The sequence below is a fragment of the Rhodococcus sp. 14-2483-1-1 genome, from assembly GCF_002259335.1.
Taxonomy (GTDB): domain Bacteria; phylum Actinomycetota; class Actinomycetes; order Mycobacteriales; family Mycobacteriaceae; genus Rhodococcoides.
In genome coordinates this window covers 240,111-265,356 of the sequence record NZ_NPFX01000021.1, presented here as the reverse complement: position 1 = coordinate 265,356, position 25,246 = coordinate 240,111, and the positions used below count along the sequence as shown (strand labels likewise).

Sequence of the window (25,246 nt, the reverse complement as noted above, 5' to 3'; positions counted from 1 at the left end):
CCACGGGGGCCCTGAAGAAGGACAAGCGATGACAATTCTGGCTCCCGTCACTCGATCCGGTACTTCTACCGATCCCCGCGATCCACTCGCCCGCCTCGAGAACCTGTTCGACACCGGAACCACTGTCCCCCTGCACGATCGGGACAAGTCCGGCATTCTCGCGGCCTCCGGTGAGATCGACGGAGTCCACACCATCGCGTATTGCTCCGACGCCACCGTCATGGGCGGTGCCATGGGCGTCGACGGTTGCAAGCACATCGTCGCCGCCATCGATACCGCCATAGAACAGCGCGCTCCGCTCGTCGGCGTATGGCACTCCGGTGGCGCTCGCCTCGCCGAGGGCGTCGAAGCTCTCCATGCCGTAGGACTCGTCTTCGAGGCCATGGTTCGAGCGTCCGGCCTCGTCCCCCAGATTTCCGTCGTCCTCGGCTTCGCGGCCGGCGGTGCCGCCTACGGTCCTGCGTTGACCGACGTCGTCATCATGGCTCCCGAGGGACGCGTGTTCGTCACCGGTCCCGACGTCGTCCGCAGCGTCACCGGCGAGCAGGTCGACATGGCCTCGCTCGGTGGCCCCGACACTCATCACAAGAAGTCCGGTGTCTGCCACATCGTCGCCGACAGCGAGATGGACGCGTTCACCCGCGCCCGCCGTCTGGTGTCGATGTTCTGCGAGCAGGGCGAATTCGACATCGCCGCCGCCGAGCACGGCGACACCGATCTCCGGGCGTTGATGCCCGAATCCAACCGTCGCGCATACGATGTGCACCCGATCGTCCACGAACTGCTCGACAACGTCGAAGGCGAATCGACGTTCGAGGAGTTCCAGGGCGGCTGGGCCCGCAGCATCGTCATCGGTCTCGGACGCATCAGTGGCCGCACCGTCGGCGTCATCGCCAACAATCCCATTCGCCTCGGCGGCTGCCTCAACTCCGAAAGCGCCGAGAAGGCAGCACGTTTCGTGCGGTTGTGCGATGCATTCGGCATTCCGCTCATCGTGGTCGTCGACGTTCCCGGATACCTGCCCGGTGTCAGCATGGAATGGGAAGGCGTCGTACGTCGCGGAGCAAAACTGTTGCACGCCTTCGCCGAAGCGACCGTTCCTCGCGTCACCCTGGTCACCCGCAAGATCTACGGCGGTGCGTACATCGCCATGAACGCCCGCGCACTCGGTGCCACTGCTGTGTACGCCTGGCCCGGCTCCGAGGTCGCCGTGATGGGCGCCAAGGCAGCCGTCGGCATCCTGCACAAGAAGGCACTCGCCGCCGCGCCCGACGAAGAGCGCGAGGCACTGCACGATCGCCTCACCGTCGAACACGAGAGCATCGCCGGTGGCGTCGAGCGCGCCGTTGCCATCGGCGTAGTCGACGAGGTCATCGAGCCGAGCAAGACTCGCAGCACGGTCACCAAAGCACTCGCTGCTGCCCCCGCGGCACGGGGCAACCACAAGAACATTCCGCTCTGATCGTCTCGGGGTGCCCCGCCGCCTCGTGTGGTGGCATCCCGCCCCCCACCGAATACCCCGCCCGGTTGGGATCAATGCGACTTCGAGGCGCTCTGAGTGCAACAAAGCCACATTCATTCAGCGCCCGGGCGGGCTCTAGGGTGGGCGGGCTACGCGTCGGTCAGCTTTCGATCCACTTGTGGTCGTGCGCCAGTCGCAGAATCGCTGATCGAATGTCGAGAATCTGCGTGGCTGACAAGGTGCCGTTGGCGGTCAGGAGAGCCTCGGTCAGTTCCGCGGTGAAGTCCCCCTCGGACAGCACGTCGCAGATGACGTCTTCGAGTTGCTGGTGTTCGCTGACCGGAATGTCGTGGAACGGCACGTCGGGCTTGCGTCGGGTGACCAGAGCGGTCGATGCCGGAACGTCGATGATCTGTACCTGGGTGGCCTTGAGGCCTCGGTCGCCTTCTACGGCGACGTACTCGACTCGAACCCCCGGTGCCAACAGTCTCTTGTCGAAGTCCAGATCGTTGACGTGAATGAACACGTCCTCGCCGCCCTCGTCCGGCGCTACGAATCCGTACCCCTTGAACTCGTCGAATCGAATCACTTTTCCAGTCGACAGCATCGAACTCACCACTCCACGGTCGTTCCCACATGCCTACCCAGGCACGCCCGCGAAACTACCGCGACACCCAGGCCCCAGCAACCCGGTCGGCTAACCGACGTCGCGACTCAACCACGTCACTTCCGCTCCGGCACCACCGGTGCGGAACGGCTCGAGGGCAGCATCCCAGTCCGAGCCGAGAGCATGCTCCACGGCTGCAGTGAAATTCCCCTGGTTGTTTTCCATCAAGGCGCGCAGTCGCATCTCGCCGAGTACCACGTCACCGTTCGCGCTCGTAGTGCCGCGCCACAGGCCCAATCCGGGTACGTGCGAGAACCGTTCGCCGTCGACGCCCTCACTGGCGTCCTCGGTCACCTCGAACCGCAGCATCTGCCACGAGCGCAGGATGCCGGCGAGCTTGGCCCCGGTACCGACCGGGCCCACCCAGTCGGTGGTGGCGCGGAGCTGACCATCGAAGGCAGGCTGCGCAGACCACTTCAAATTCGCACGACAATCGAGGGCGTCGGTCAACGCCCATTCGACGTGCGGGCACAGAGCAGCGGGCGACGAGTGGATGTACACAACACCCGACGTCGCTTCTGCGAACTGATTCGATCCACGCATTGCACTACCTCCAGCTTCGACGAGGGACGTCTTCCCCAACGACCTCGACATGCTTCGGCTGGCTGCAGTGAATCAACGCGTGTGTGTACTAGTGTGCCCCGAGTTGCCCCTGTTGCGCCAGTGCAATCTGGGAACAGACAATTTTCACCCTGCCAGCACGGCGTCGGACAGCTCCGGCCACAGCGGTTTGGCCCAATCTCCGAACGCCCTGTCGGTCAACACCACGCACGCAGTGCGTACTGCCGGATCCACCCACAGGAACGTTCCGGCTTGCCCGAAGTGACCGAACGTGGACGGCGAGTTGTTGCTCCCGGTCCAGTGCGGGGTCTTCTCACCGCGCAGCTCGAACCCGAGCCCCCAGTCGCAGGGCTTGTGTGATCCGTAACCGGGCACGATTCCGTTGAGACCGGGAAACTGCACCTCCGTCGCCGACGCCAGTGTCTGCGACGCCAGGAGCGTCGGCGCGAGCAACTCGGTCGCGAATCTCGTCAGATCGGCGAGTGTGGAGCGGCCGCCATGACCGGCCGATCCCGGCAGCGACGTGTTCGTCATCTGCAGGGGCTTGCACACGGCCTCGTCCAGGTAGTCGGGGAAGGCAATGCCTGCCTCGGTTTCGATCAATTCGGCCAACACCTCGAACCCGGAACTCGAATAGATCCGCTTGGTGCCGGCCGGTGCCTGGACTGTGCGGTCGCCGAACGCCAACCCCGATGCGTGTGCCAGCAGATGGCGCACCGTCGAACCCTCCGGCCCTGCGGGCTGATCGAGTTCCACCGCGCCTTCCTCGACGGCAACGAGGACCGCGTAAGCACTGAGCAGCTTGGTCACCGAGGCGAGTTCGTAGACACTGTCGGCGTCGCCGACTTTCTCCCGAACACCGGAGTCGGTGACGACTGCGGCACTGACATGATCGACGGGCCACGAGGCTGTGAGATCGAGGGTAGGCACAACTCCAGAGCCTAATTGTCGGCCGATGACGGTGCCCCGGTCCCCCGCCGGGCTACTCTCGGTCCACAGGAATGGGAGATGCGATGTCGGTTGTGTATGGATCGTGCAATTTGTGCGAGGCGATCTGCGGGCTCGAGTTCACCGTGGAGAACGACGCAGTGGTGTCGATCCGGGGTGACGAGAAGGATCCACTCTCACGCGGCCACATCTGCCCCAAGGCACTGTCGTTGATCGATCTTCATGCCGATACCGATCGACTCACCACACCGGTCAAGCGGGTGGGCGACAAGTGGGAGAAGATCGGGTGGAGCGAGGCATACGACCTCGTCGTCGAGGGTCTCGTGTCGACGCGCAAGAAGTACGGGCGCAACGCGGTCGGCGTCTATCAGGGAAACCCCAACGTGCATTCGATGGGCGCGATGACGCACGGAATTTCGTTCACCTCGCTGCTGCGGACGCGCAATCGCTACTCCGCCACTTCGCTGGATCAGCTGCCACATCAGCTCGTCGACCATCTGCTGTACGGCCATCAGCTGCTGCTACCGATTCCGGACATCGATCGAACCGATTTCTTTCTCGTCCTCGGCGGTAATCCGATGGCGTCCAACGGCAGCATGATGACGGTGCCAGATTTCGCCAAGAGAGCGCGGGCACTGCGCAAACGGGGCGGCCGCCTGGTCGTGGTCGATCCACGCAAGACCGAGACCGCCGACATCGCCGACACTCACTTCTTCGTTCGGCCCGGCAGCGATGCACTGCTGCTGCTCGCGATGATTCACACCATCGTTGTCGACGGAGCCGTGAAGGTGGCCGACTACATCGACGGGGCCGATCGACTCGCGGATCTCGTTTCGGAGTTCACCCCGGAGGCCGTCGCCCCCGTGGTCGGAATCTCGGCGGACGAGATCTCGACTCTCGCTCGTGATTTCGCCGCAGCGAAATCTGCCGTGGCCTACGGCCGCATGGGGGTGTCGACCCAACAATTCGGCACCGTGTGTCAGTGGGCCATTCAGGTGCTGAACATCGTGACGGGCAATCTCGATCGCCCGGGTGGTGCGATGGTGACCGATCCCGCGATCGATCTGATCTCGCAGGGCATCGTCGGCCGCGGCCACTTCGACAAGTGGCGCAGCCGCGTTCGGGATCTTCCCGAATTCGCAGGCGAATACCCCTGTTCGACGCTTGTCGACGAGATCACCACCGAAGGTAAAGACCAGATCCGCGCGATGGCGGTGCTGTCCGGAAATCCGGTGTTGTCGATGCCCGGCGGCACCACCCTGAACGACGCGTTCGCGGCACTGGATTTCATGGTGTCGTTCGACTTCTACATCAACGAGACCTCGCGTCACGCACACGTGATTCTGCCGCCGACGATGTCGCTGGAACGCGATCATTACGACCTGATCTTCAATTCTTTCGCGGTACACAACACCGCGAAATACATGCCCGCGGTTCTGCCCAAGCAGGCTGACGCCAAGCATGATTGGGAGATCTTCCGAGATCTGTCGCTCCGCTACAAGAACCGCATGGCGGGTTCGACGGTCGATCGGCTGAAAGCACGAGTGAGCCCGAAGAGCATCATCGGAGAGGCACGCCTGCGCCTGTCCCCTGCTCGTACTCTGGACATCTTGCTCCGTAGCCGACGAAAAGGCTTGTCGCTGCGCAAGCTTCGGGCAAATCCGCACGGCATCGATCTCGGTCCACTGCGTCCCGGCTTTCCGCAGAAGTTGAAGACGCGGGACAAGCGTGTCCAGTTGATTCAGGACGTGGTGGTCACCGAACTTCCCGCGTTGGTGGACCTGATGCATTCCAGCGCTGTTCCGAGTGGTGACGAGTTGTTGATGATCGGACGGCGGCACCTACGCAGCAACAACTCGTGGATGCACAACACTGCCCGGCTCACCAAAGGCAAAGCGCGACATCAGCTTCTGGCGCATCCGGACGACCTCGCGCATCGCGGTATCGAGGACGGGTCGATGGTGTCGGTCACCTCCGCTGCCGGAACCGTCGATATCGAGGTGGCGGCATCGGAGAAGATGATGCCGGGTGTGGTGAGCATGCCGCACGGCTTCGGTCATCAGCGCCCCGGTGTCCAGTTGTCGGTCGCGACGACGGTGCAAGGACCGAGTGTCAACGACATCACCGACCCCGGCCGCGTCGATGCCGTCTCGGCCAATGCGATCCTCAACGGCGTCCCGGTGCAGGTCCGGGGGAAATAGCTCCCCCGATGCACCGTCGAGGCGACGCGATTCTGTACGATTCTGCAGGCTCGTACCTAGTACGCGCATGGGGCGGTAGCTCAGTCGGTTAGAGCCGTGGACTCATAATCCATTGGTCGCGGGTTCGAGCCCCGCCCGCCCCACCACGGTGTCGAAGTCCGGTGTTCGGGAACTTCACCCAACAATGCGGCAGCACACGCCCTCGACAACGAGCACACTGAGGAAATGCGGAACTGCAGCGGGGCAACACCGGCACGAGTCGATTGCGCGAGCACGTGACTGCGTCGGAATCTTTTTCGTCGGCATCCGATCACCCGGCAACGTGGAAATTCGACTACCCGATTTTTCACGCCGAAAGTCGGGCACAGTGGCGCACCTGGCTGGAACACAATCACGCTTCGACCCGAGGCATGTGGCTGTGTTCGTGGCGTAACACCACCGACCGCCCGCGCTGCCCGTACCCCGATGCCGTCGAGGAAGCCATCTGCTTCGGTTGGATCGATTCCACCGGCAGCAACCTCGACGACGAGCGCAGCCTGCAGCTGTTCACGCCGCGCAGGCCCAAGAGCCCGTGGACCCGTCTGAACCGACAACGCGCAGCCGATATGGAAGACAGCGGCCTCATGACCGAAGCAGGTCGCCGTGCCATCGCTGCCGCGAAGTCCAACGGCTGGTGGACGATCGCCGATCAGGTCGAAGACCTCCAGGAACCTCTCGAACTGACCACGGCGCTGGACCGAAACCCGAGCGCTCGGAGCACCTGGGACGGCTTTCCACCAAGCGCTCGCAAGCAGATGCTCTGGTGGATTGTCAGCGCCGTGCGAGACGACACTCGCGCAGGACGAATCACTCAGGTCGTCGCCGAGGCCGCGGCAGGTCGACGAGCTCGCGGCTGAATCCGGGTCCGAGCGGCCGAAAGCCGGCGGTCACAGCAGCGTTGCCCTTCGGTACAGCCGCGACCAATAGACCAGCAGCACAGCGGCAGTGGTTCCGAACCACAACCACGTGAGGAACGCCGCCACCACACCGGTGACGAAGAAACCCAGTACGAGGGCCACCACCCAGGCGAGGACGAAGGCCAGAATCGTGACGACAGCCGCGACTGCGCACCGCCCTGGAGACCTCCTGACAATAGCCAAGACTGCGTGGAACGGATTTCGGTGCCCGTCGACCGCGGCCGGAAGTACCAGCAACGCAACCAGAATCACGATAACCGGGAGCAGCGGGAAGAGGACTGCGAGCGCAACGGCCACCCCGGTCAGCACCACGCACCACACCAGGGCGAGCGGCCGTCGCCACGCCCGGCTCAGCGCACCGGATGCGTTGCCGTCCACCACATCGAGTGCCGTCGACGCGGTGATCCACAGTGCAAGTATCACCGCGGCAACAGAAGCCAGAACCAATCCCGCGAAGCCGAGAGACGACGTCGGAACCGGATCCCCCAGCACAGTCAGCGCCTGAATCAGTGCCGACACGACCACCACGGCAGCCAGAACCACACTCCCCCTCACGGCGCACCGACCGTCGAATTGCGATCGAGCACGTCCTGCACGGAGCCCGAGTAGAGAACGTTCGTACCGACCTTGATCTCGACGGTGCTCGCGTCGTCCGAGGTAGCCGAACCGGTAATCGTCTCGTTACCGGTTGTCTTTCCGGCACATTCGATATCGGCACCTGTACCCGAGCACACCGGCGCGACCAGTATCTCGATATCCTGCTCGACCAGTACGTCGTTGACTGCGTAACGCAGGTTTCCGAGCTCGGCTCCGCCGACCGGCGCAAGCGCTGCGGTCTGCGAGCACCCCGCGCAGACCATCACCGCGGACAGGGCAAGGATCTTCCTGCGAAAACTGTTCATCGGCCCTGCCTCGTCTCGTAGGCGATCAGTCGCGCATGCTCGTCCAGGTGTTGCTTTTCGAGGGCGGCGTCGGTGATGCTGCTCAGATCGAACGGTGCAGGCAGGAGCAGTTCGGTGTTGCGATCCAGACGCGATCCTCGTCGCATCAGCGGATTCTCGGCCCAGTCGTTGGCCGCAAGTTCACGGCTGCGCGACGCCAGATCCAGGTAACCGCCGCTGTTTCCGGGCGTGACCGGAGATGCGTGATCGAGCACCGTCGTGAACAGCGACAGGGTTCCGTCCCGGTTGTCGACGATCTCGACCACTTGCTGCTGCTGCGGAAAGTCGATGCACGACGCGGTGGTGATCTCCCAGAATCCGCGTCCGCCGCTGGAATGCGCCAATATCTGGTTCTGGTGGGTGTGGCCGTTGAGCCAGCCGATCACCACCGGGTACTTCAACAGCAGATCGACGAATTCGTCTGCGCCGTAGAGCTTCACCGACTGACCTGGCCGCTGCGCCCGGTTCTCCAGCGTGAGGCTGTTGTGGTGGGTGTAGATCAGCACGAGCTTGTTCTCGGCCTGCGCTTGCTCCAATTGGGCGGTGAGCCAGTCGAATTGATTCTCGGGCACCGCACCGTCGGGCCCGGCGACGGCGTTGCAGGTGTCGAGTCCGAACGTGCGGATGTTCGGGGTGGGGTCTGCCGTCCACCAGGTCTCGCCCGAATCGAGGTTGTGTTGGGTGAAGCCGTGGCCGATCGGACCCGGCGTCGGGGTGGTGTCGAAGTGCTCCTCCATGAACTCGCGTTGCTCGAACAGGTATCGCGCCGGATCGGCCGACACCGCCCGAAAGCCCGGTCGCGCACCGGATCCGACGCCGAGCGCGTCGACCATTCGCTGCAACGGACTTGCGGTCGACGCATAGCCGGCGAGAGCCGAGGTGGCCGTCGCCTCCAGGGTGTACGCCTTGCGACCACCGACGGCGAGGGCGTGCAGTTGCGAGGACAGATCGAACGTGCCGAGCAAGAGGGTGTCGTGATTTCCGTAGACCGAGTACCACGGCACGGGGAGTCCCACCGATTCGACGGTTCCCGACATCGCCTGGGTGAGAAGGTCGGGAAGCGTCGGGAATCCGTAGTCGCCGAACGACCCTCCCGACGGATCGCCCGGCCGATAGGCCCACTGCGCCTCCGGCCACGCCTGAACACCCTCGAAGACGTCCGCCGCGCCACTCGTGGGCCTCACCGGGACACCGTCGAGAACATCGATGTACCAGCGCAGTTCGAGATGGGAATGCATGTCGGCGCTGTCTCCGGTGACCACCGCGGCTCCCATCGGTGCCCCGGTGACCGGGCTGATCCGTGCATCGGCGAAGGCCTTCACCATCGCTGCGGTGACGTGCACGGTCAGCGGATCCTGCGGATGGAATGCCGACCCCCACGCAACGTGATCGGAGACGATCATGGGCTCGATCCGGCCGGGCGATTGGGCGTCGATGACATGCATGTCCGACAGGTGCCCGAGGTAGAGCAACGACCGCCGCGACTGCACCCGTGACGGCTGGGGTGCTCGGCCCAGAATGTCCAGCCGAGGCACATACGGCTCCCCGGGCCCGGCACCCAGGACGCGATACTGCCCCGGCCCGCTCGAGGATCGAAGAATCGTCTGCGCCAGCGTTCCGGTCGCGGCAGCACCCGCAGGCTGAGCGCGGGCAACCAAAGCCTGACCCAACACGTGGGGTGCGATTCCCCACACCGCCGCGAGAGTCCCCACGCGCGCCACGAATTGTCTACGCGAAAGCCCGGTCATGGAACTCCTCGGATCCGAAAACGGCACCACGTGCGCCTCGCATCCGACGAGGTGACTGCCTATTTTTACAGGGCAGGCCGCAGATCGGCTCGATTTCGCCTCGTTCAGGGCACCACGGTCACCGGCCACCGGCCTGCTTTGACCAACCGCACCGCCACCGAGCCTGCTATTCGATGTCCCGCGTTCTCCGACGCCCCCACGACGACGGCGTCGGTGCGCAATTGTTCTGCCACGGCGATCAGCCCGTTGTACGGATCTCCCTGCGCGGTACGAAACTCCCAGCGCACATGCTCTCGATCCCCGAACCGGGCAGCCGACGTTCTGATGTAGTCGAGCAACTCGTCTGCGATCTGCTGACCCGTTTCGACGAGTGAGATGCCGGCCTGGCCCCAGGACGCCGTGGCGATGGGTTGTACGTACACCAGTACCAGCAGCGATCGCTGTCTACGCGCGAGTCCTGCGGCGTAGGCGGCGGCACGCCAGGACGAATCGGACCCATCGACGCCCACCACGATCGATTTCGGTCCGTCGTGGCCGTACTCGAACCCGGTGGACTCCTGCGCATCGCTCACGACCTGAGGCTACTGCCGGTACCCGCCCGTTCGAACACCCCATGCGGTGGCGGTACGGTTGCTTCACATCGAGTACCGGTTGCTCGAACGATCACACAGGACGGGAGTTGCACAGTGAACGACGTCTCGCAGCACGACAGCCCGTCGACCGACCCGGCAACTGTGTTCGCCGCTCTGGCCGACATCGTGTACCGAGGCAGCAGCGCCGAGGCGATCTACACCGCGATCTGCAACGCCGCCGTACTGATCGTTCCGCATTGCGATCACGCCAGCCTGATGCTGATGCGCCACGGGAAGCCCGTCACTGTCGCAGCCTCGGACGACATCGCTCGCGTTGTCGACGATATCGAGCGCGCTACCGGCGAGGGCCCGTGCCTGGACGCGATCACCAGCGAGGCGGCCCAGCTCGAAGCCGACTTCCGCACTCCCACCCAGTGGCCTGCGATGGCTCGCGGTGTGTTGAACCGCACGCCGGTACGAGGTGCCATGGGATTTCGGCTCAAGGTGGACGATCAGAAGGTGGGCGCGCTCAACCTGTTCACCGACCAGCCGGGCGTGTTCGACACCGACAGCGCGAGCAAGGCGATCATTCTGACGGCGTTCACAGCGGTCACCGTTGCCGCGGTCATGAATGGGCAGGAAGCGTCGACGCTTCGTGACGGACTCGAAAGCAACAGGGAGATCGGCAAAGCCATCGGTTTGATCATGGCTCTGCACGACGTGTCAGGCGACGAGGCGTTCGCCTTGCTGCGTAAGTCTTCCCAGGACCTGAACGTCAAGATTGCCGACCTCGCAGCGTCTGTCGTCGATCGGCACAGCAAGGGCTTGAAGAGCTGAGCAAGAGTGCTCAGCGCGCACCCTGAACCTTCTTGGGGAGTGCGAAGACCAGCGCCAGCGCCACCACACTGAATGCTGCACTGACTGCCATCGCCATCGCTGCCCCGTGCAGAAATCCCGATCCGACGGTATCGGGCCCGGTGATGTCCAAACTCCCGAACAAGACGCTGCCGATCACGGCAATGCCGATCGCGGAGCCGACACGCTGCATCGTGGAGATGACTCCGCTCGCCGCTCCCGCGTCATCACGATCTACCGTCGCAACGATGAACTGCGCGTTGGGTGCGATGAATGCGCCGTTGCCGAGACCTGCAATGAACAGCGGAACCAACAGCGTCCAGTGCGAGATGGTGTCGGCCGAGCTGGTGGCCAGGATGAGCCACAGCCAGATCAACCCGATCGAGACGAGCGAGGCTCCGAGTATCAGAACGGTGCGACCGAGACGGACGGTCAGCCTGTTGCTCTGCGACGAGGCGATGATGCTGCCGATGGCGAACGGTATCGACACCAGGCCCGACGACAGGGCAGTGTTACCGAGTCCGGTCTGCCACAGCAGCGAGATGGTGAAGAAGATGCTGGTGAAGGCCGCGAAGTAGACGAGGGCGAGGATCACACCACCGGTGAACGCCGGGCGGGTGAACAGCCGCGGTGGCACCAGCGGACTGTGTCCACGGCCGGTGTGGATCACCTCCCACCACCCGAACGCTGCGATCAGCCCCAGACCAGCAGCGATCGTCATGTAAGTCCACAGCGGCCAACCCAGTTCTTGGCCCTCGATCAGAGGAACGAGTAGGGCTATCAGTCCTGCGGAGATGAGAACCAGTCCGAGCCAATCGATTCCGGGGCGGGACGTGGGAGTGGAATCATCCTTGTTCGGTAGCAATACAGCGGCAGCGACCAGACCGACGATTCCGATGGGCAGATTGACCCAGAAGACCAACCGCCACCCGTTCTCGTCGCCGAACGCCTGAATGATCAGGCCGCCGACGATGGGCCCCAGCGCAGTCGACACTCCGATGACGGCACCCATGATGGCAAAAGCCTTGCCTCGCACAGGCCCCGGAAACAGCAGCTGTATGAATGCGGTGACCGCGGGTACGAACATGCCGCCCGCCAGGCCCTGTACGACCCTGGCGACGACCAACTGCAGGTCGTCCTGCGCGAGACCACACGCGAAGCTCGCGACGGTGAACAACGCGAGGCCGGTGAAGAACACCCATTTGTGACCGACGCGGTCGCCTACCTTGCCCGCTGGAATCAGAGCCAGGCCGAATGCCAGTGCGTACCCCGAGATGATCCACGACAGAACCGATTCCGACGCATCCAACGTGGTGCTGATGGTCGGCAGAGCCACGTTCACGATGGTGGTGTCGAGCAGTGCCATGAACATACCCAGCAACAGAACCACCAGCGCCTGCCAGGCGCGCTTGGGCACCTCGATCGCCGGTGGAGTTGCGGAGACACTGCGGTCGGTCACTGTGCTGCCCTTCGTAGTCGTAGCTGAGCAGTATCGGCCCACCGACCGATGGAGGCTAGCCGATCATGGCGGTGGCTGCGAACACCCACGACAGCCCCGCGGCCAACACAACGAACGCGGACGCGACGACGCGTCCGCCCCACCGTGTCTCCAGGAGCGAGGCGTCCACAACAGCCGTTTCCACCGGAGACGTTTCCACCATGGTCTGTGCGCTGGACGCATCCGTCGGCATCATGATCCACTTCCCCACCCTGCATCTGCGAATCTCGTCATTTCCGGCCGCTGGATACCCCGGGCCCGCGTGCCGAAACTATCGCGATGCGACGATCGTCTCCACAGCGTCGAGAAACGGGTGCTGCGCCGCCAACAGCTTCGCTCTCGCCTGCTCGAGCCCGAACCACTCGATGCGGTCTACCTCGGGAAACGAAGCCATCACACCGGATTTCGGCGGCCACTCGATCTCGAATGTGTTGCTCACCGCATTCGAGACGTCCAGATCGGCTTCGACGCCGAAAGCGGTGACGATCTTTCCACCGCGCTGCGTGACGGTGCCGAGCTCGAAGTGTTCTCCGGCGGGCACGTCCATCCCGACTTCCTCCCGAAACTCTCTGCGGGCCGCAGTCCACAGGTCTTCGCCTTCGATCGGGAGCCCTTTCACGATCGACCACGCTCCGTCGTCCTTGCGCGCCCAGAACGGTCCGCCGGGGTGTGCGATCAGGACCTCCGGACCGTCGGCACCCACGCGATACAACAGGATTCCTGCACTCGTATTGACCATGGCAAACAGGGTGCCATCAATTCGCTTGCTCCCCGTCGTCTCCCGTCACTACCGTTGTCGCGGCTCGCGATCGATCCCGCCCCCCGGAAGGCGTGGATCGAGACCTACCTTCAGGATCGACTCGATCAGGTGCGGGCCGCTCGCCCCATGGGTTCCGACACCAACTACCGGTGAATCGCCGGTAACTCCACACGCCGTGCCGTGAACCCGCGTAACAGCTATTGTCTACCGATGCAAGAGCGTGCAGCGTCCACCAGGCAGGCCGTACTCGAAGGAGCGGCCGCCAGCTTCGAGAAGTTCGGTTACGGCACAGCCAGTTTGAGCACCATCATCGCTCACGCCGGGGTGAGCAAAGGGGCGATGTACTTCCATTTCTCGTCCAAGGAAGAGTTGGCGCAGGCCGTGATCGACGCGCAACTGACGATGGCGGCAACTGCCACTGCCGTCATTGTCGACCACACCCCCAAGGCGCTCGATGCGTTGATTCTCGTCACCAAGGAGCTGGGACGTCAGCTGCAGACCGAGTCGATATCGCGTGGGGGCATGCGGTTGACGCTGGAATCGGCCATCGCCGACGGTCCACACGCGGGGGCGTTCGAGGAGTGGATCGTCAAGATCGGCGATCTGATCGAGCGTGCCCAAGCCGAGGGGGACATCGTCGACGGCGTCGACCCGACCGCAGTGGGTCGGTACATCGTGTCGTCGTTCACCGGCGTGCACACTGTCTCGGAAATGGTGACCGGGCGCGCCGATCTCCAGCAGCGACTGACCGAGATGTGGCAGATATTGCTCCCCGCCGTCGTCCCGCGTCGACGCCTGCCGCGACTTCTCGCGCTCGCAGAGGACCCCGTTATCGACTGGAGCGATCGGTAGGAGCCAGCCACGGTTCGGACGTTGCCGTGACCGACATCGCCGACAGCACAGCACCGTCGTGCTCGAACTGGATGCGGTGCACGCCATCCGTGGAGTCGGTGTCGACGATGACCGAGCACGGGTTCGCCCACTCGGCGAACCCCATGAAGCGCACCTCGCACGACGTGAAGTCCAGCGTCGGCGTTCCGGTCGCCAGACGCAAGGCCTGACGCGCGGCCTCGAGCATGGTCACGCCGGGAAGATATTCGACGGAATGATCGAACATCGCCAGGTTACGAGGATCCGGTGCCACGACGATGGAGCCGTCGGAGGTGTGCCGTGCCAACACGACGTCGGAGGGATCGAGCCGTCCGACCGCAAAGGCCTCGACCACTTCGGTCCCGGCCGGCAGATACCGGAAGTGGGGGTCGGCCATCGACGAGGTGCGAAACTGCGAGTACACCTCGGGGCCGAGCGACCGTACCGACGCCGTTCCGAACGCAACGAGTCGGTCACCGTTCAACAACCTGGCCGACAACTTCATGTTGTCCATCGACGTGTCGTCGAACGTCACGTCGGTCGTGATCGACTCGGCGACGAGCGAATCGTCGATCTCGTCGACCGACAGCGGATCGAGAATCTCGAAGCGAGAGTGCTCGATGAAGACGATGTGGTCGAGTGGCACTCCGTGGTTGACGTGGCAGAAGAGGCTGATCGCTTGGCGCAGAGCCTCTGCCACCATCAACGAGTCGTGGGTGCGACGGACCGGAGCGAACATCCGATGGGAAGTCGGGAACTGAACAGCTGCCCGGTGGGTTCCGTCCACCGTTTCGTAATCGGTCAACAACACGTCGGCCGGAGAACGCCGATGCACGAGGTGACGTGGAACGGTTGCTGCGTAACTCAAACTCATGAAGCCCCTTAAAACCGACCGATCCGGTTTTTTATAGCACTGTTGAGCCTCCCGGACCGCTCGTTCAGTATGTCGCGAACGACCGACAAAACCGGCATCGGTCGAATGGATTCATTCAATCGATATACAGCCAGGAGAGTCACGATCTGATAACCGACCGAGACCCTGGTACCACCGACCCGGACGACAAAAATCCCCGCCCGGAGAACCGGACGGGGATTGCGCTCCCCCACCTGGACTCGAACCAGGAACCCTTCGATTAACAGTCGAATGCTCTGCCAATTGAGCTATGGGGGATTACCTCGCGGCGTCACACTCTCGTGCGAGCCGTTGGAAACAATAGCGCACACACCCTGGTGAGTACCAAATCGCCCTGCTCGAGCGTCGCCGGAGCTCCGTCGGGCAAGATGGACCTACAGCCGCACGCTCTACGGAAGGACCCACTGATGATTCGTTTGGTACTGGCGGCTGGAGCTGCATATGTGCTCGGTGCCAAGGCCGGCCGGGGCCGGTACGAGCAGATTCGCAAGACGGCAAGCGCCGTTGCGTCGTCTCCGGCGACCAAGAAGGCCATCGAGGTCGGCCGTCAGAAGCTCTCCGATTCCCTCAACACCCAGCCCCGGCTCGAGCCGATGCAGCCGATCGACGACGAGACCCAGGTCTACGTGCCCCGCGATCAGCTACGTCGCTAACCGACCTCGGCGACACTTCCGACGGCGAGCTCGAGCAGACTGCGGCGGTACTGCTCGAGGGCGATGAGATCGCCGAACAGCGCGTTGTAGTCGTCGGGCTTCTCGACCGGTGACATGCGCTGCAGCTTCGACTTGAGTTCTGCCACCTGCTGGCCGACCCACACTTCCTGCAGCCTCGCGAGTACACCCGAGATGTAGCGCGTGAGTGCGTCGTCGGCCACACGCATCGGGTCGACGGCCAGCTCGGTCACCAACGACACCACTACGGCGTCCTTGGCCTGCTTGGCCACGGCGTCGACCCACTCCCCTCCGCCCAGTCCCGCGGCTGTACCCCCGGCAGCAGCCACCGCGTCACGCACGGCCGCGTATGCCGGGTGATGAAAGCTCTCCGGCGGGAGCGAGTCGAACACCGTGCCCGCCATCGCAGGCATCTGCAGTACCGCCTTGAGAGCCTCCCGCTGCGGCCACAAGGACGGATCGGTGGGGTTCGGACGCGGCGGCCCTGCCGGAGCCTCGGTCGGCGTCGCCTGACGCTTCTCGAACGGCACACGCTTACCGCTGGTGTCGCCCCGAGCGCCCTTCTTCGCCTCGTCGCGCACGCGGGCGAGCACCATCGCGGTGTCATCCCAGCCGGTCCAGCCGGCCAACTGCCGTGCGTACTCGTCCCGCAGCGACGCGTCCTTGATGCGCGCGACCACGGGCACGGTTCTCTTCAGGGCTTCGACACGTCCCTCGGGGGTATCCAGATCATGTTCTCGCAGTAGCGATTTGACCACGAAGGCAAACATCGGGGTACGCCGGGCGACCAGATCGCGAACAGCGTTGTCGCCGGACTTCAAACGCAGGTCGCACGGGTCCATGCCGTCGGGCGCAACGGCGACGAAAGTCTGTCCGGCAATCTTCTGATCACCCTCGAATGCCTTCATGGCGGCGGCCTGCCCGGCATCGTCTCCGTCGAAGGTGTAGATCACTTCGCCGCGAAAGTAGCTGTCGTCCATCATCAATCGGCGCAGCATGGCCAGGTGGTCCTCGCCGAATGCGGTACCGCAGGACGCCACCGCCGTCTTGACCCCGGCCAGATGCATCGCCATCACGTCGGTGTAGCCCTCGACGATGACGGCCTGATGCGACTTCGCGATCTCCTTGCGCGCCAGGTCGAGACCGAACAACACCTGAGACTTCTTGTACAGCATGGTTTCCGGGGTGTTGATGTACTTACCCGGCATCGTGTCGTCGTCGAACAGTTTGCGGGCACCGAAACCGATGACGTCGCCGCTCTGACTGCGAATCGGCCACACCAATCGGCGTCGGAAACGGTCGATGGGCGTGCCGCGCTTGCCGGGTGTCGCCAGGCCCGCGTCCACGATCTCCTTGGCCTCGAAGCCCTTGCCCAGCAGGTGTTTGGTGAGAGTGTCCCAACCGTCGGGTGCGTATCCGCAGCCGTAAGCCAATGCAGCGTGGCCGTCGAAGTTACGTTCGGTGAGGTAGTCACGTGCGGTCTGGGCGTCGGGGCCGCTGAGCCTCCCTGCGTAGAACTCCTGCGCTGCCGCGTTGGCAGCGATCAGACGCGCTCGGGTGCCGCGGTCACGTTGAACCGATGGCCCTCCGCCCTCGTAGGAGATCGAATAGTTCAGCCGGTCGGCGAGTTGCTCGACGGCCTCGACGAAGGAAATGTGTTCGATCTTCTGGAGGAAGGAGTAGGCATCACCTCCCTCGCCGCAACCGAAGCAGTGGTAATGACCGTGATTGGGTCGAACATGGAACGACGGCGATTTTTCGTCGTGGAAGGGGCACAACCCCTTCATGGAGTCGCCGCCCGCGCGCTTGAGGGAGACGTAGTCGCCGACGATGTCTTCGATCCGTGTGCGTTCGCGAATGGCGGCGATGTCGCGTTCAGGAATTCGGCCGGCCACGTGTGCAGTCTAGCGTCGAACCAGACACCCGACACCCGCCGATCAACCCCAGCTGGCCTGAGCTCCCAGCGAGCGCTTGTCGATCAGTTCGAGTCGACTTTCGGTGTACGAGGCGATCTGATCGACGACAACTCGGGTTCGTTCGGCGTCGCTTTCTGCGCGCTGCCAGGCCGGGACCAGGATGGGGTCCAGCTCCCCCGGTGCCGAGCGCAGCAACCACTCGGCGACGCGGTGGATTCGGTCACGTTGGCGCTCCTGGCGGATCTTGTGTCCGGCGTCGGACATCACGTACCTCAGCGCCATGGTTTTGAGCAATGCAACTTCCGAGCCGACGATCGAAGGCACCACCAGGTCGGCGTCGTACCGGCTCAACGGCGCGGTGCCGTACCTCTCGTGGGTGCCCTCGATGGCAGCTGTCGCGAAGCGCCCGACCAGTTCACTCGTCATGTGCTTGAGTGCAACGGATGCTTCGAGGGTGCCGTCGTAGCGTCCGACGGCGATCACGACGGGCATCCTCGACAACCGGCTCGCAGCTTCGATCAACTCGTCGACATCGAGTCCGCGGAATTCCGAGACACCGAGTTCGGCGAGTGCGCGCTGCTCGATCGGGTCGGACAGCGCGCGTAGGTCGATGCGGGCGTCGATGACGCCGTCCTCGACATCGTGTACCGAGTAGGCAACGTCATCGGACCAATCCATGGTTTGCGCTTCGAGACACTTGTGCTTGTCCGGTGCAGTGTCACGTACCCAGCCCAGAATCGCGGAGTCGTCGTCGTAGGCACCGAATTTCGCGCCTGGTGCCGGCCGGATCCAGGGATACTTGGTCGCGGCGTCGAGAGATGCTCGGGTCAGGTTCAATCCCGCGCTGCGCCCATCGGCGTCGAGGATCTTCGGCTCGAGGCCGGTGAGAATGCGAAGGTTCTGCGCGTTGCCCTCGAACCCACCACAGTCCGTGGCCACTTCGTCGAGTGCCCGTTCGCCGTTGTGGCCGTAGGGCGGATGGCCGATGTCGTGGGCCAAGCCCGCGAGGTCGACCAGATCGGGGTCACTGCCGAGGCCTTCGGCGATGCTGCGGCCGATCTGCGCGACTTCCAGCGAGTGGGTGAGCCGAGTCCGCGGAGTGTCTCCGTCCCGGGGCCCGGTCACCTGGGTCTTGTCCGCGAGGCGGCGCAGTGCGGCGCAGTGCAGCACCCGCGCCCGGTCGCGCGCGAAAGCACTTCGATGCGAGGCGTTGTTCGTTCCCGGTTTCAGGCCGGCGGTCTTCGGGGGTTCGGTGACGAATCGTTCGACGTCGTGCGCCGAGTAGGTGCCGGTCATGTCACTGGCCTGCCGTGTAGGAGAAGTCTGCCGTGAAGTGAGTCAGCTGGTACCACAGCAGTGCGCCTGTCTCCCTGGCAATTCCGTGTGCCTGTGACTCTCTGGTGTAGACGGCCGGTCCGGTACGCGTCGGTGAGGTCCATGCATCGAGCCCGGCGTCACGCGCCATGGTTCGAGTGCGCAGCGAATGCCACGGATCACTGACCAGCACCACCGACGACTTGCCCTCGTCGCGGAGTGTGTCGCTCACGGCCTCGATGCTCTCGAGCGTGTCCGAGCCGGTCTCGACGGCCACGATGGCGTCCGCCGGCACTCCCTGCTCGATCAGATAGTTGCGCCCCGACGCGGCCTCGGTGAACAGGTCACCTTCCTGCTTGCCGCCGACGGTGACGATCTCGGGGGCGATGCCTCGCTCGTACAGCGCCGCGGCCTGGGACAGTCGGGCCTCGAACACCGTCGAGGGTGTCCCGCTGTACTGCGCCGCACCCAGTACGACGATGGCGTCGGCCTTGGAGTAGTCGTCGATGCGAGCAACCTGCCACACCCGGACCGCAGTCCCTGCGACCAGCACCACCGCCATCAGGACCACTCCCGCGACCAGCCGACCGGTCCAGCGTCCCAGCGTTCCGAAGAAGCCGAGGCGCTCGGGACCGGGGTCCGAGGCATACCGATCGTCGTACGGGTCGCCGTACGGGTCTCGGTCGAGAGTTGAATTCACCCCTCGAGTTTGCCAGGCCCGCGCATCGGCTCGGTCACGGCGCGCCTCGTAGGAGCTACAGCCACCCGCGGTCCTCGGCCACTCGGACAGCTTCCGCGCGAGTACTGGTACCGGTCTTGCCTATTGCAGACGACAGGTGGTTGCGCACCGTTCCCTCCGACAGGTGCACCGCGGCAGCGATGGAGCCGGCCGTCCCACCCTGCGCTGCTGCGCGGAGAACCTCCTGCTCACGGGCGGTCAGAGGCGAGACGCCGTCGGTCAAGGTCTCGGTCGCCAGCGTCGGATCGACGACGCGAAGCCCCATGTGCACTCGCCGAACTGCATCGGCCAGCTGCTTGGCGGGAGTGTCCTTGACCACGAAACCCGATGCCCCCGCATCGATCGCGCGGCGTAGATATCCGGGGCGGCCGAACGTAGTGACGATCAGCACTCTCGACTCGGGTGCCACGAGGGTCAGCTCGGCGGCCACGTCGATTCCGTTCTTGCCCGGCATCTCGACGTCGAGCAGTACGACGTCGGGTCGATGTTCGAGCACGGCAGCGACCACTTCGTCTCCTCGCCCCACCTCCGCCACGACGTCGAGATCGTGTTCGAGCCCGAGCAGTGCTGCGAGGGCTCCACGCACCAGAGCTTGATCGTCGGCCAGCAACAGTCTGATACTCATGGTGCCGCGACCTCCACCTTGAATCCGCCGGCCGGAACCCGGGCGACCGTCAGTGAACCACCACCGGCGCTCACGCGTTCGCCCAACCCGCGAAGCCCGTTTCCTCCGCAGGTGTCCTCGGCAGGTCCGCGTCCGTCGTCGACGATGGAAATGCTCGACGGCGTCAGCGTCACTCGGCAGTGTTGCGCGTGCGAGTGTCGAACCACGTTGGTCACCGCTTCACGCAGGACCCAGCCGAACAGTTCGCGGTGTCTCAGCGGCACCATATCGGCATCGGCGGGCAGGTCGACATCGATGGCTGCGGCCACCAGTGCTGTTCTTGCACTGGCCAATTCGGTGCCGATGTCGATCTGGCGCATGCCGCCGACGGTGCTGCGAACATCGGCGAGTGCTTGCCGGGCAAGGGTTTCCACCTCCGCGATCTCGACTGCCGCTCGGGCGGCATCGATCTCGAGCAGCCGTCCGGCCAGTTCGCTCTTGACGGTGATGACTGTCAGGGAGTGCCCGAGAATGTCGTGTACGTCCCGGCTCATCCGCTCACGTTCGGCGACGATCGCCAGATCTGCCAATTGCTGCCTGGCGACGGCCAATTCGTGGTTGCGCTGAAATACCTGAGTGATGCCCCAGGCGGCGGCCGAGCTGATCAGCAACTGGAACGCGAAGAAGTTGTCGGGCTCCCAGGATGGGATGACGCGGGGTGCCACTTCGATGACCACCACCATCGTCGCAACCAATCCCCACGCCTGCCGGACCGGCAACGTCATCATCGCCAGCACCGCGATGTAGACGGTCGCACCGAAACCGGTGGTGTCGATCAGCGCACTCATCGCGACGGTCAGGACACTCATCGCCCCGAGCGCGATCCATGCCTGCGACGTGGGCAGCGGACGCCCGCGGCGGTGACCGTTGCGGAACCGCCAGAAAGTGGTCGTGAACACCACACCGAACCCGACGATCGCAACGATCCCCAAGACCCTGGTCGTCACGGACTCCAAGGCCAGGATCTCGTTCAACGGATAGATCAGGTAGATCAGCCAGATGGCTCCGAACATCCAGCCGTATCGCCAGACCCGCCCCTCCGGCAGGTCGGCGGTGAACGTGGTCATGTCGCCCACGGTATCTCCGTGGGCGACATGACCGGTGGTTTCTGCGTCAGGCACGCTTGGTGTCTTTTCGGAACAGCAGGGCAGCTCCGGCTACGAACACCGTGGCCCACACCACCAGGTTCACCACGGCGATCACCAGAGTGCCCGCGTCGGCGGACGTGAACGGCGCTCTGGCCACCGTGGCCAGGCCGTAGAGCGGAGTGAACTTGGCCAGCATCGGGAACCAGCCGCTGTCACCGAGCGGGACGAACAACCCGCCGGCCAGGGCGAGGAAGGCCAGTACAGGTCCGAGGATCTGCATGACGTTCTCCGAGGGCAGCAGGTACCCCATGAACAACCCGAATGCGGCGAACACCGCAGATCCGAGCCACGCGATCACTCCGCACGCGAGCCACACCCAGATCGGCATATCGGCTCCGAAGAACTTGGCGACGACGAATACCACGACGATCGCTGCAGCACCCATTGTCATGGCCACGAGGACCTTGGTGATGATGTAGGCCACGGGCTTGAGCGGGGTCAACCGCAGCTGCCTGCTCCACCCCTGCGCCCGTTCGACCGATACCATCGCTCCCCCGCTGGTCGTGGCGAGCATGGCTCCGTACACGGCCATGCTGATAGCGATGTATCCCGTGACGTTGCCGTGCGCGAAGGAGTAGTCGGTCTTGAAGTCCGACTGCGTACCGAAGATGACGAAGAACACCGGCGGCATCACCAACGTGAAGATCAGCGTCCGCTTGTTTCGAAACAGTCTGCGGATTTCGAGTCCGAGGAAGGTGGGCGAGAATCCGCCCCAGGCAACGGCTCTGGCGGATGTGCGGGCGGTTGCGGACTGCGTGGTGGTGGTCATCGGATACTCCCGGCGAGTTCGGTGTCGGCATCGGTGGTCAGGGCGAGGAAGGCGTCCTCGAGGTTCCGCGAGACGATCTCCAGATCGGTCGCATGCGCGTCGTTCAGTAGGTACCGGGCCACGGAGTCGGAGTCTCGGCCGTGCACGATCACCCGGTCGCCGCGAGTCTCCACGCGGTCGACCCCGGGCAGAGCGAGCAACATCGACCGATCGACGCCGGGCAAGGTCGCGGTGACGGTGCGTCCAGCAGCCAGGTTCTTCACCTCGGCGGCGCTACCGTCGGCGACGATCTTGCCGTGCCGCACCAGCACGATCCGGTCGGCGTAGGCATCGGCCTCATCGAGATAGTGCGTCGCGAACAGCACCGTTCGGCCGGTACTCGCGTCGTGGCGAATGGCGTTCCAGAAATCGCGACGACCCTCGACGTCCATGCCCGTGGTCGGCTCGTCCAACACCAACAGATCCGGGTCGGGCAACAGAGCGAGTGCGAATCGCAGTCGCTGTTGCTGGCCGCCGGAGCATTTCGCCACTCGACGGTCGCCGATGTCGGCGATGCCTGCCCGGGTCAGCACCTCTTTCACCGACCGGGTGTGGGCGAACAGTGCCGACGTCAGCTCGACGGTTTCGCGGACGGTCAGGTCGCGGAGCAACCCACCGGTCTGCATGACGGCCGAGATTCGCCCCTGGGCGATGGCGTCGGCGGGCGTTCCTCCGAACACCGACACCGTCCCGGTGGTGGGTGTTGCCAGGCCGAGCATCATGTCGATTGTCGTCGTCTTTCCGGCTCCGTTGGGTCCGAGGAATGCGACGACCTCGCCCGGTTCGATCGACAGGTCGATCCCGTCCACCGCACGGACCGATCCGTATGTTTTGGTCACGCCTCGCAGTTCGACTGCCTTCGTTGTGGTCATGACAGTTACTCTGCTGCGGTCCGAGCCCATCCACCTCGACCGAGCGTCACGATTGCACGATGACAACTGTCATGGATCGACCTGCTCGATTCGGACACGACCCAGCCGGTAGATTTCATCGCATGGCAGTCCAGCACCGGCGGCACCCCAGCGCCACAGTCCGTAGGTCGGTCCATCGATTTCGTCGTCTCGCCGCTACGGGTGCTCTGACCCTGTTCGCCGCGGTCCTGCTCGCACCGGGGGTTGCATCCGCCGAGGCTCCCTCGCGGCTGGCCACCCAGATCACCGACAACGTCCAGGCTCTCGACCCTGATTCGCTGGCCGAGGTGCAGACCTCCATCGACGACCTCTACAGCAGCAGCCAGCTCAGGCTGTGGGTCACCTACGTGGCAGATTTCGACAACATGTCGGCAACGAACTGGGCCAAGCAGACATATGAACGAAGCGACCTCGGTCAGCGTGACGTCCTGCTCGCAGTCGCGACCGTCGATCGCTCGTACTACCTCGCCGTCAACACCGGACTCTCGCAGATCACCACGGCCGAGCAGGACGACATTCGCGTCAACGACGTCGAACCCGCACTGGGCGAAGAGGATTGGTCGGGAGCGGCCATAGCGGCTGCCGGCGCCCTCGGCGAGGCCTATGCGTCGAGCGGCGACGGTGGGTCATCGGCACCGCTGCTGATCGGTGTCGGCGTGTTGGCGGTTGCAGGCGGCGGCGCTGTCGTCTACTCCTCGCGGCGCAAGAAGGCCAGGGTGGCCGCCGAGGTAGCCGCCGTGGCGATGATCGACCCGAGCGACCCGGCCGCACTGGCCAAGTTCCCGATAGACGTTCTCGACACCCGCGCCAAGGAAATTCTGATCGAGACCGACAACGCCGTGCGGGCGAGTGAGGAAGAATTGACCCTTGCCCGAGGCGAATTCGGCGATTCGGCAGCCGCACCGTTCATCACCGCGTACGACAACGCAAAGAAAGCCTTGGCCTCTGCCTTCGAGATCCGTCAGCGCCTCGACGACGCCATTCCCGAAACCCCCGATCAGCGGCGGGCCATGCTCGTCGAGATCATCTCCTCGTGCGGCCAGGCAGATCGTGAGCTCGACTCCAGGGTCGAGGAATTCGACGGCTTCCGCGACCTCGTGATGAATGCCGGCGCGCATCTCGACGAGCTCACCCAAGCCATCATCGGCTTGACGGTGCGCATTCCACAGTCCGAAACCGTACTCGCTCAGCTGCATTCGGAATTCTCCGAGACCGCACTGAAATCGATCGCCGACAACGTCACGATGGCCAAGGATCGAGTTGCGCTGGCCGAGGAGAACATCGAAGCCGGCCGCAAGGCCGCAGCGCTGCCGCCGGGAAAGCAGGGTCCGGCCGTCACCGCGATTCGGACCGCAGAACGAGCCCTCGATCAGGCGAAGTCCCTGCTCGACGGAGTCGACCACGCCCGCGACGACATCGGGAACGCCATTGCCACCCTGCCCGACGCCATCGCCGACGTCCGACGCGACATCGAGCAGGCCCGCGGACTGGCCGAACACGGCGGTGCCGAACTGCAGGCGGCGATGGCCGCGGCACAGACTGCGTTGAAGAATGCGGAGACAGCGCAGTCGAGCGACCCGCTCGGCAGTTACACCGCCCTTGCCGCAGCAGATTCCGAACTCGAGAAGATCGTCGACGAAGCGTCGGCGGAGAAGGCCGCCGAGGATCAGCTGCGGGCGCGTCTGGAACGCGATATCGCGGCTGCTCAGGCGCAGATCACCGCTGCAGCGGACTACATCTCGACGCGGCGCGGCGGCGTGGGTGCCGATGCTCGAACGCGGTTGTCCGAAGCCGAACGGCATCTCGGCGCGGCTCGTCAACTCGAACCCGAGAACCCTGACGAGGCGCTCAAGCACGCGCATGCCGCCAGCCAGTTGGCCTCGCGCGCGTCGCAGATCGCCCAGTCCGACGTGCAGAACTGGGAAAACCGTCACGGTCCACGCGGCGGCGGTAGCGGCGGCAACGTTGCAGGCGCTGTGCTCGGCGGAATCCTGATCAACAGCGTGCTGCGCGGCGGCGGCGGAGGTGGCTTCGGCGGGGGCTTCGGTGGAGGTGGGGGCTTCGGTGGAGGTGGTGGAGGCGGCGGCTTCGGCGGTGGCGGCGGCCGCTTCTGATTCGACCCC

25 protein-coding genes and 2 tRNA genes are annotated in these 25,246 nt (G+C 64.3%); 8 read left to right on the top strand and 19 right to left on the bottom strand.

Features of this window, described 5'->3' with window-relative positions; translation table 11 throughout:
- Window positions 1-28 precede the first annotated feature (28 nt).
- Window positions 29-1,462, top strand: a complete 1,434-nt coding sequence (locus tag CH294_RS19775) for a carboxyl transferase domain-containing protein (protein WP_032379132.1) — start codon at window positions 29-31, stop codon at window positions 1,460-1,462.
- 160 nt (window positions 1,463-1,622) lie between these two features.
- On the opposite strand, the gene CH294_RS19770 is transcribed toward CH294_RS19775, so the two are convergent.
- The 3 genes from CH294_RS19770 to CH294_RS19760 form a co-directional block, all read right to left on the bottom strand.
- The gene (locus CH294_RS19770) at window positions 1,623-2,069 is read right to left on the bottom strand and encodes a cold shock domain-containing protein (protein ID WP_094738982.1); all 447 of its coding nucleotides are present in this window, start codon (window positions 2,067-2,069) and stop codon (window positions 1,623-1,625) included.
- A gap of 90 nt (window positions 2,070-2,159) precedes the next feature.
- The gene (locus CH294_RS19765) at window positions 2,160-2,672 is read right to left on the bottom strand and encodes a DUF3145 domain-containing protein (RefSeq protein ID WP_094738881.1); all 513 of its coding nucleotides are present in this window, start codon (window positions 2,670-2,672) and stop codon (window positions 2,160-2,162) included.
- A gap of 144 nt (window positions 2,673-2,816) precedes the next feature.
- The gene (locus tag CH294_RS19760; RefSeq protein ID WP_094738880.1) at window positions 2,817-3,620 is read right to left on the bottom strand and encodes a serine hydrolase domain-containing protein; all 804 of its coding nucleotides are present in this window, start codon (window positions 3,618-3,620) and stop codon (window positions 2,817-2,819) included.
- 83 nt (window positions 3,621-3,703) lie between these two features.
- On the opposite strand from CH294_RS19760, the gene CH294_RS19755 reads away from it, so the two are divergent.
- From CH294_RS19755 to CH294_RS19745, 3 genes are all read left to right on the top strand, one after another.
- Entirely contained in the window at window positions 3,704-5,839 is a 2,136-nt protein-coding gene (locus CH294_RS19755; RefSeq protein ID WP_094738981.1) for a molybdopterin-dependent oxidoreductase, read from the top strand.
- A 69-nt stretch (window positions 5,840-5,908) separates the two neighbouring features.
- Window positions 5,909-5,985, top strand: a tRNA-Ile gene (locus tag CH294_RS19750).
- 129 nt (window positions 5,986-6,114) lie between these two features.
- Entirely contained in the window at window positions 6,115-6,735 is a 621-nt protein-coding gene (locus CH294_RS19745) for a YdeI/OmpD-associated family protein (RefSeq protein WP_094738879.1), read from the top strand.
- 30 nt (window positions 6,736-6,765) lie between these two features.
- On the opposite strand, the gene CH294_RS19740 is transcribed toward CH294_RS19745, so the two are convergent.
- The 4 genes from CH294_RS19740 to CH294_RS19725 all read right to left on the bottom strand — a co-directional run bounded on the left by CH294_RS19740 (window position 6,766) and on the right by CH294_RS19725 (window position 10,056).
- Window positions 6,766-7,350, bottom strand: coding sequence for a hypothetical protein (locus CH294_RS19740; RefSeq protein ID WP_141216529.1), 585 nt, complete (start codon window positions 7,348-7,350; stop codon window positions 6,766-6,768).
- Complete coding sequence (locus CH294_RS19735; protein ID WP_094738877.1) at window positions 7,347-7,697, bottom strand: hypothetical protein; 351 nt, start codon at window positions 7,695-7,697, stop codon at window positions 7,347-7,349. The genes CH294_RS19740 and CH294_RS19735 overlap by 4 nt, the downstream gene beginning before the upstream one ends.
- Window positions 7,694-9,484: a TIGR03767 family metallophosphoesterase gene (locus CH294_RS19730; RefSeq protein WP_094738876.1), complete on the bottom strand. Its 1,791-nt coding sequence runs from the start codon at window positions 9,482-9,484 to the stop codon at window positions 7,694-7,696. Before CH294_RS19730 ends, CH294_RS19735 begins: the two co-directional genes overlap by 4 nt.
- 104 nt (window positions 9,485-9,588) lie before the next feature.
- On the bottom strand, window positions 9,589-10,056 hold the full coding sequence (locus CH294_RS19725) for a universal stress protein (protein ID WP_032379146.1): 468 nt from the start codon (window positions 10,054-10,056) through the stop codon (window positions 9,589-9,591).
- 114 nt (window positions 10,057-10,170) lie between these two features.
- Between CH294_RS19725 and CH294_RS19720 the strand changes: the two genes are divergently transcribed.
- Window positions 10,171-10,893 (top strand): GAF and ANTAR domain-containing protein, encoded by a 723-nt coding sequence (locus tag CH294_RS19720; RefSeq protein ID WP_094738875.1) that lies wholly within the window; start codon window positions 10,171-10,173, stop codon window positions 10,891-10,893.
- A 10-nt stretch (window positions 10,894-10,903) separates the two neighbouring features.
- Here CH294_RS19720 and CH294_RS19715 read toward each other — a convergent pair whose 3' ends face one another.
- The 3 genes from CH294_RS19715 to CH294_RS19705 all read right to left on the bottom strand — a co-directional run bounded on the left by CH294_RS19715 (window position 10,904) and on the right by CH294_RS19705 (window position 13,148).
- On the bottom strand, window positions 10,904-12,370 hold the full coding sequence (locus tag CH294_RS19715) for an MFS transporter (RefSeq protein ID WP_094738874.1): 1,467 nt from the start codon (window positions 12,368-12,370) through the stop codon (window positions 10,904-10,906).
- Between the two features lie 55 nt (window positions 12,371-12,425).
- A complete protein-coding gene (locus CH294_RS19710) occupies window positions 12,426-12,605 on the bottom strand; it encodes a hypothetical protein (protein ID WP_141216528.1) in 180 nt (59 codons plus the stop codon).
- 75 nt (window positions 12,606-12,680) lie between these two features.
- A complete protein-coding gene (locus tag CH294_RS19705) occupies window positions 12,681-13,148 on the bottom strand; it encodes an NUDIX domain-containing protein (RefSeq protein WP_032402432.1) in 468 nt (155 codons plus the stop codon).
- A 231-nt stretch (window positions 13,149-13,379) separates the two neighbouring features.
- On the opposite strand from CH294_RS19705, the gene CH294_RS19700 reads away from it, so the two are divergent.
- Window positions 13,380-14,021 carry a ScbR family autoregulator-binding transcription factor gene (locus CH294_RS19700; RefSeq protein ID WP_032379151.1) on the top strand — a complete coding sequence of 214 codons (642 nt, stop codon included), beginning with the start codon at window positions 13,380-13,382 and terminating at the stop codon, window positions 14,019-14,021.
- On the opposite strand, the gene CH294_RS19695 is transcribed toward CH294_RS19700, so the two are convergent.
- Entirely contained in the window at window positions 13,999-14,913 is a 915-nt protein-coding gene (locus CH294_RS19695; protein ID WP_094738872.1) for an AfsA-related hotdog domain-containing protein, read from the bottom strand. The two genes, CH294_RS19700 and CH294_RS19695, sit on opposite strands and share 23 nt — an antisense overlap.
- 224 nt (window positions 14,914-15,137) lie before the next feature.
- A tRNA-Asn gene (locus tag CH294_RS19690) sits at window positions 15,138-15,210 on the bottom strand.
- Between the two features lie 149 nt (window positions 15,211-15,359).
- Here CH294_RS19690 and CH294_RS19685 point away from each other — a divergent pair.
- Entirely contained in the window at window positions 15,360-15,605 is a 246-nt protein-coding gene (locus CH294_RS19685; RefSeq protein ID WP_032379567.1) for a hypothetical protein, read from the top strand.
- On the opposite strand, the gene dnaG is transcribed toward CH294_RS19685, so the two are convergent.
- From dnaG to CH294_RS19650, 7 genes are read right to left on the bottom strand one after another with little or no spacing between them, the layout of a single operon-like run.
- The gene (dnaG, locus tag CH294_RS19680; RefSeq protein WP_032402428.1) at window positions 15,602-17,518 is read right to left on the bottom strand and encodes a DNA primase; all 1,917 of its coding nucleotides are present in this window, start codon (window positions 17,516-17,518) and stop codon (window positions 15,602-15,604) included. The genes CH294_RS19685 and dnaG overlap by 4 nt on opposite strands.
- Before the next feature lie 42 nt (window positions 17,519-17,560).
- Window positions 17,561-18,835: a deoxyguanosinetriphosphate triphosphohydrolase gene (locus tag CH294_RS19675; RefSeq protein WP_094619871.1), complete on the bottom strand. Its 1,275-nt coding sequence runs from the start codon at window positions 18,833-18,835 to the stop codon at window positions 17,561-17,563.
- 1 nt (window position 18,836) lies between these two features.
- The gene (locus CH294_RS19670; protein ID WP_032402426.1) at window positions 18,837-19,553 is read right to left on the bottom strand and encodes a YdcF family protein; all 717 of its coding nucleotides are present in this window, start codon (window positions 19,551-19,553) and stop codon (window positions 18,837-18,839) included.
- A 55-nt stretch (window positions 19,554-19,608) separates the two neighbouring features.
- Complete coding sequence (locus CH294_RS19665; protein WP_094738871.1) at window positions 19,609-20,217, bottom strand: response regulator transcription factor; 609 nt, start codon at window positions 20,215-20,217, stop codon at window positions 19,609-19,611.
- Entirely contained in the window at window positions 20,214-21,323 is a 1,110-nt protein-coding gene (locus CH294_RS19660) for a sensor histidine kinase (protein WP_094738980.1), read from the bottom strand. Before CH294_RS19660 ends, CH294_RS19665 begins: the two co-directional genes overlap by 4 nt.
- Before the next feature lie 46 nt (window positions 21,324-21,369).
- The gene (locus tag CH294_RS19655; protein WP_094738870.1) at window positions 21,370-22,173 is read right to left on the bottom strand and encodes an ABC transporter permease; all 804 of its coding nucleotides are present in this window, start codon (window positions 22,171-22,173) and stop codon (window positions 21,370-21,372) included.
- A complete protein-coding gene (locus CH294_RS19650; RefSeq protein WP_094738869.1) occupies window positions 22,170-23,084 on the bottom strand; it encodes an ABC transporter ATP-binding protein in 915 nt (304 codons plus the stop codon). The genes CH294_RS19655 and CH294_RS19650 overlap by 4 nt, the downstream gene beginning before the upstream one ends.
- 122 nt (window positions 23,085-23,206) lie before the next feature.
- On the opposite strand from CH294_RS19650, the gene CH294_RS19645 reads away from it, so the two are divergent.
- On the top strand, window positions 23,207-25,237 hold the full coding sequence (locus CH294_RS19645) for a TPM domain-containing protein (protein ID WP_249305395.1): 2,031 nt from the start codon (window positions 23,207-23,209) through the stop codon (window positions 25,235-25,237).
- Window positions 25,238-25,246: the final 9 nt, after the last annotated feature.

Coding starts and splice junctions, on each gene's coding strand:
- CH294_RS19775 (WP_032379132.1), top strand. CDS start 29: ATGACAATTCTGGCTCCCGTCACTCGATCCGGTACTTCTACCGATCCC.
- CH294_RS19650 (WP_094738869.1), bottom strand. CDS start 23,084: ATGACCACAACGAAGGCAGTCGAACTGCGAGGCGTGACCAAAACATAC.
- CH294_RS19705 (WP_032402432.1), bottom strand. CDS start 13,148: ATGGTCAATACGAGTGCAGGAATCCTGTTGTATCGCGTGGGTGCCGAC.
- CH294_RS19770 (WP_094738982.1), bottom strand. CDS start 2,069: ATGCTGTCGACTGGAAAAGTGATTCGATTCGACGAGTTCAAGGGGTAC.
- CH294_RS19665 (WP_094738871.1), bottom strand. CDS start 20,217: ATGAGTATCAGACTGTTGCTGGCCGACGATCAAGCTCTGGTGCGTGGA.
- CH294_RS19695 (WP_094738872.1), bottom strand. CDS start 14,913: ATGAGTTTGAGTTACGCAGCAACCGTTCCACGTCACCTCGTGCATCGG.
- CH294_RS19660 (WP_094738980.1), bottom strand. CDS start 21,323: ATGACCACGTTCACCGCCGACCTGCCGGAGGGGCGGGTCTGGCGATAC.
- CH294_RS19755 (WP_094738981.1), top strand. CDS start 3,704: ATGTCGGTTGTGTATGGATCGTGCAATTTGTGCGAGGCGATCTGCGGG.
- CH294_RS19765 (WP_094738881.1), bottom strand. CDS start 2,672: ATGCGTGGATCGAATCAGTTCGCAGAAGCGACGTCGGGTGTTGTGTAC.
- CH294_RS19685 (WP_032379567.1), top strand. CDS start 15,360: ATGATTCGTTTGGTACTGGCGGCTGGAGCTGCATATGTGCTCGGTGCC.
- CH294_RS19675 (WP_094619871.1), bottom strand. CDS start 18,835: ATGACCGGCACCTACTCGGCGCACGACGTCGAACGATTCGTCACCGAA.
- CH294_RS19655 (WP_094738870.1), bottom strand. CDS start 22,173: ATGACCACCACCACGCAGTCCGCAACCGCCCGCACATCCGCCAGAGCC.
- CH294_RS19730 (WP_094738876.1), bottom strand. CDS start 9,484: ATGACCGGGCTTTCGCGTAGACAATTCGTGGCGCGCGTGGGGACTCTC.
- CH294_RS19735 (WP_094738877.1), bottom strand. CDS start 7,697: ATGAACAGTTTTCGCAGGAAGATCCTTGCCCTGTCCGCGGTGATGGTC.
- CH294_RS19645 (WP_249305395.1), top strand. CDS start 23,207: ATGGCAGTCCAGCACCGGCGGCACCCCAGCGCCACAGTCCGTAGGTCG.
- CH294_RS19710 (WP_141216528.1), bottom strand. CDS start 12,605: ATGATGCCGACGGATGCGTCCAGCGCACAGACCATGGTGGAAACGTCT.
- CH294_RS19700 (WP_032379151.1), top strand. CDS start 13,380: ATGCAAGAGCGTGCAGCGTCCACCAGGCAGGCCGTACTCGAAGGAGCG.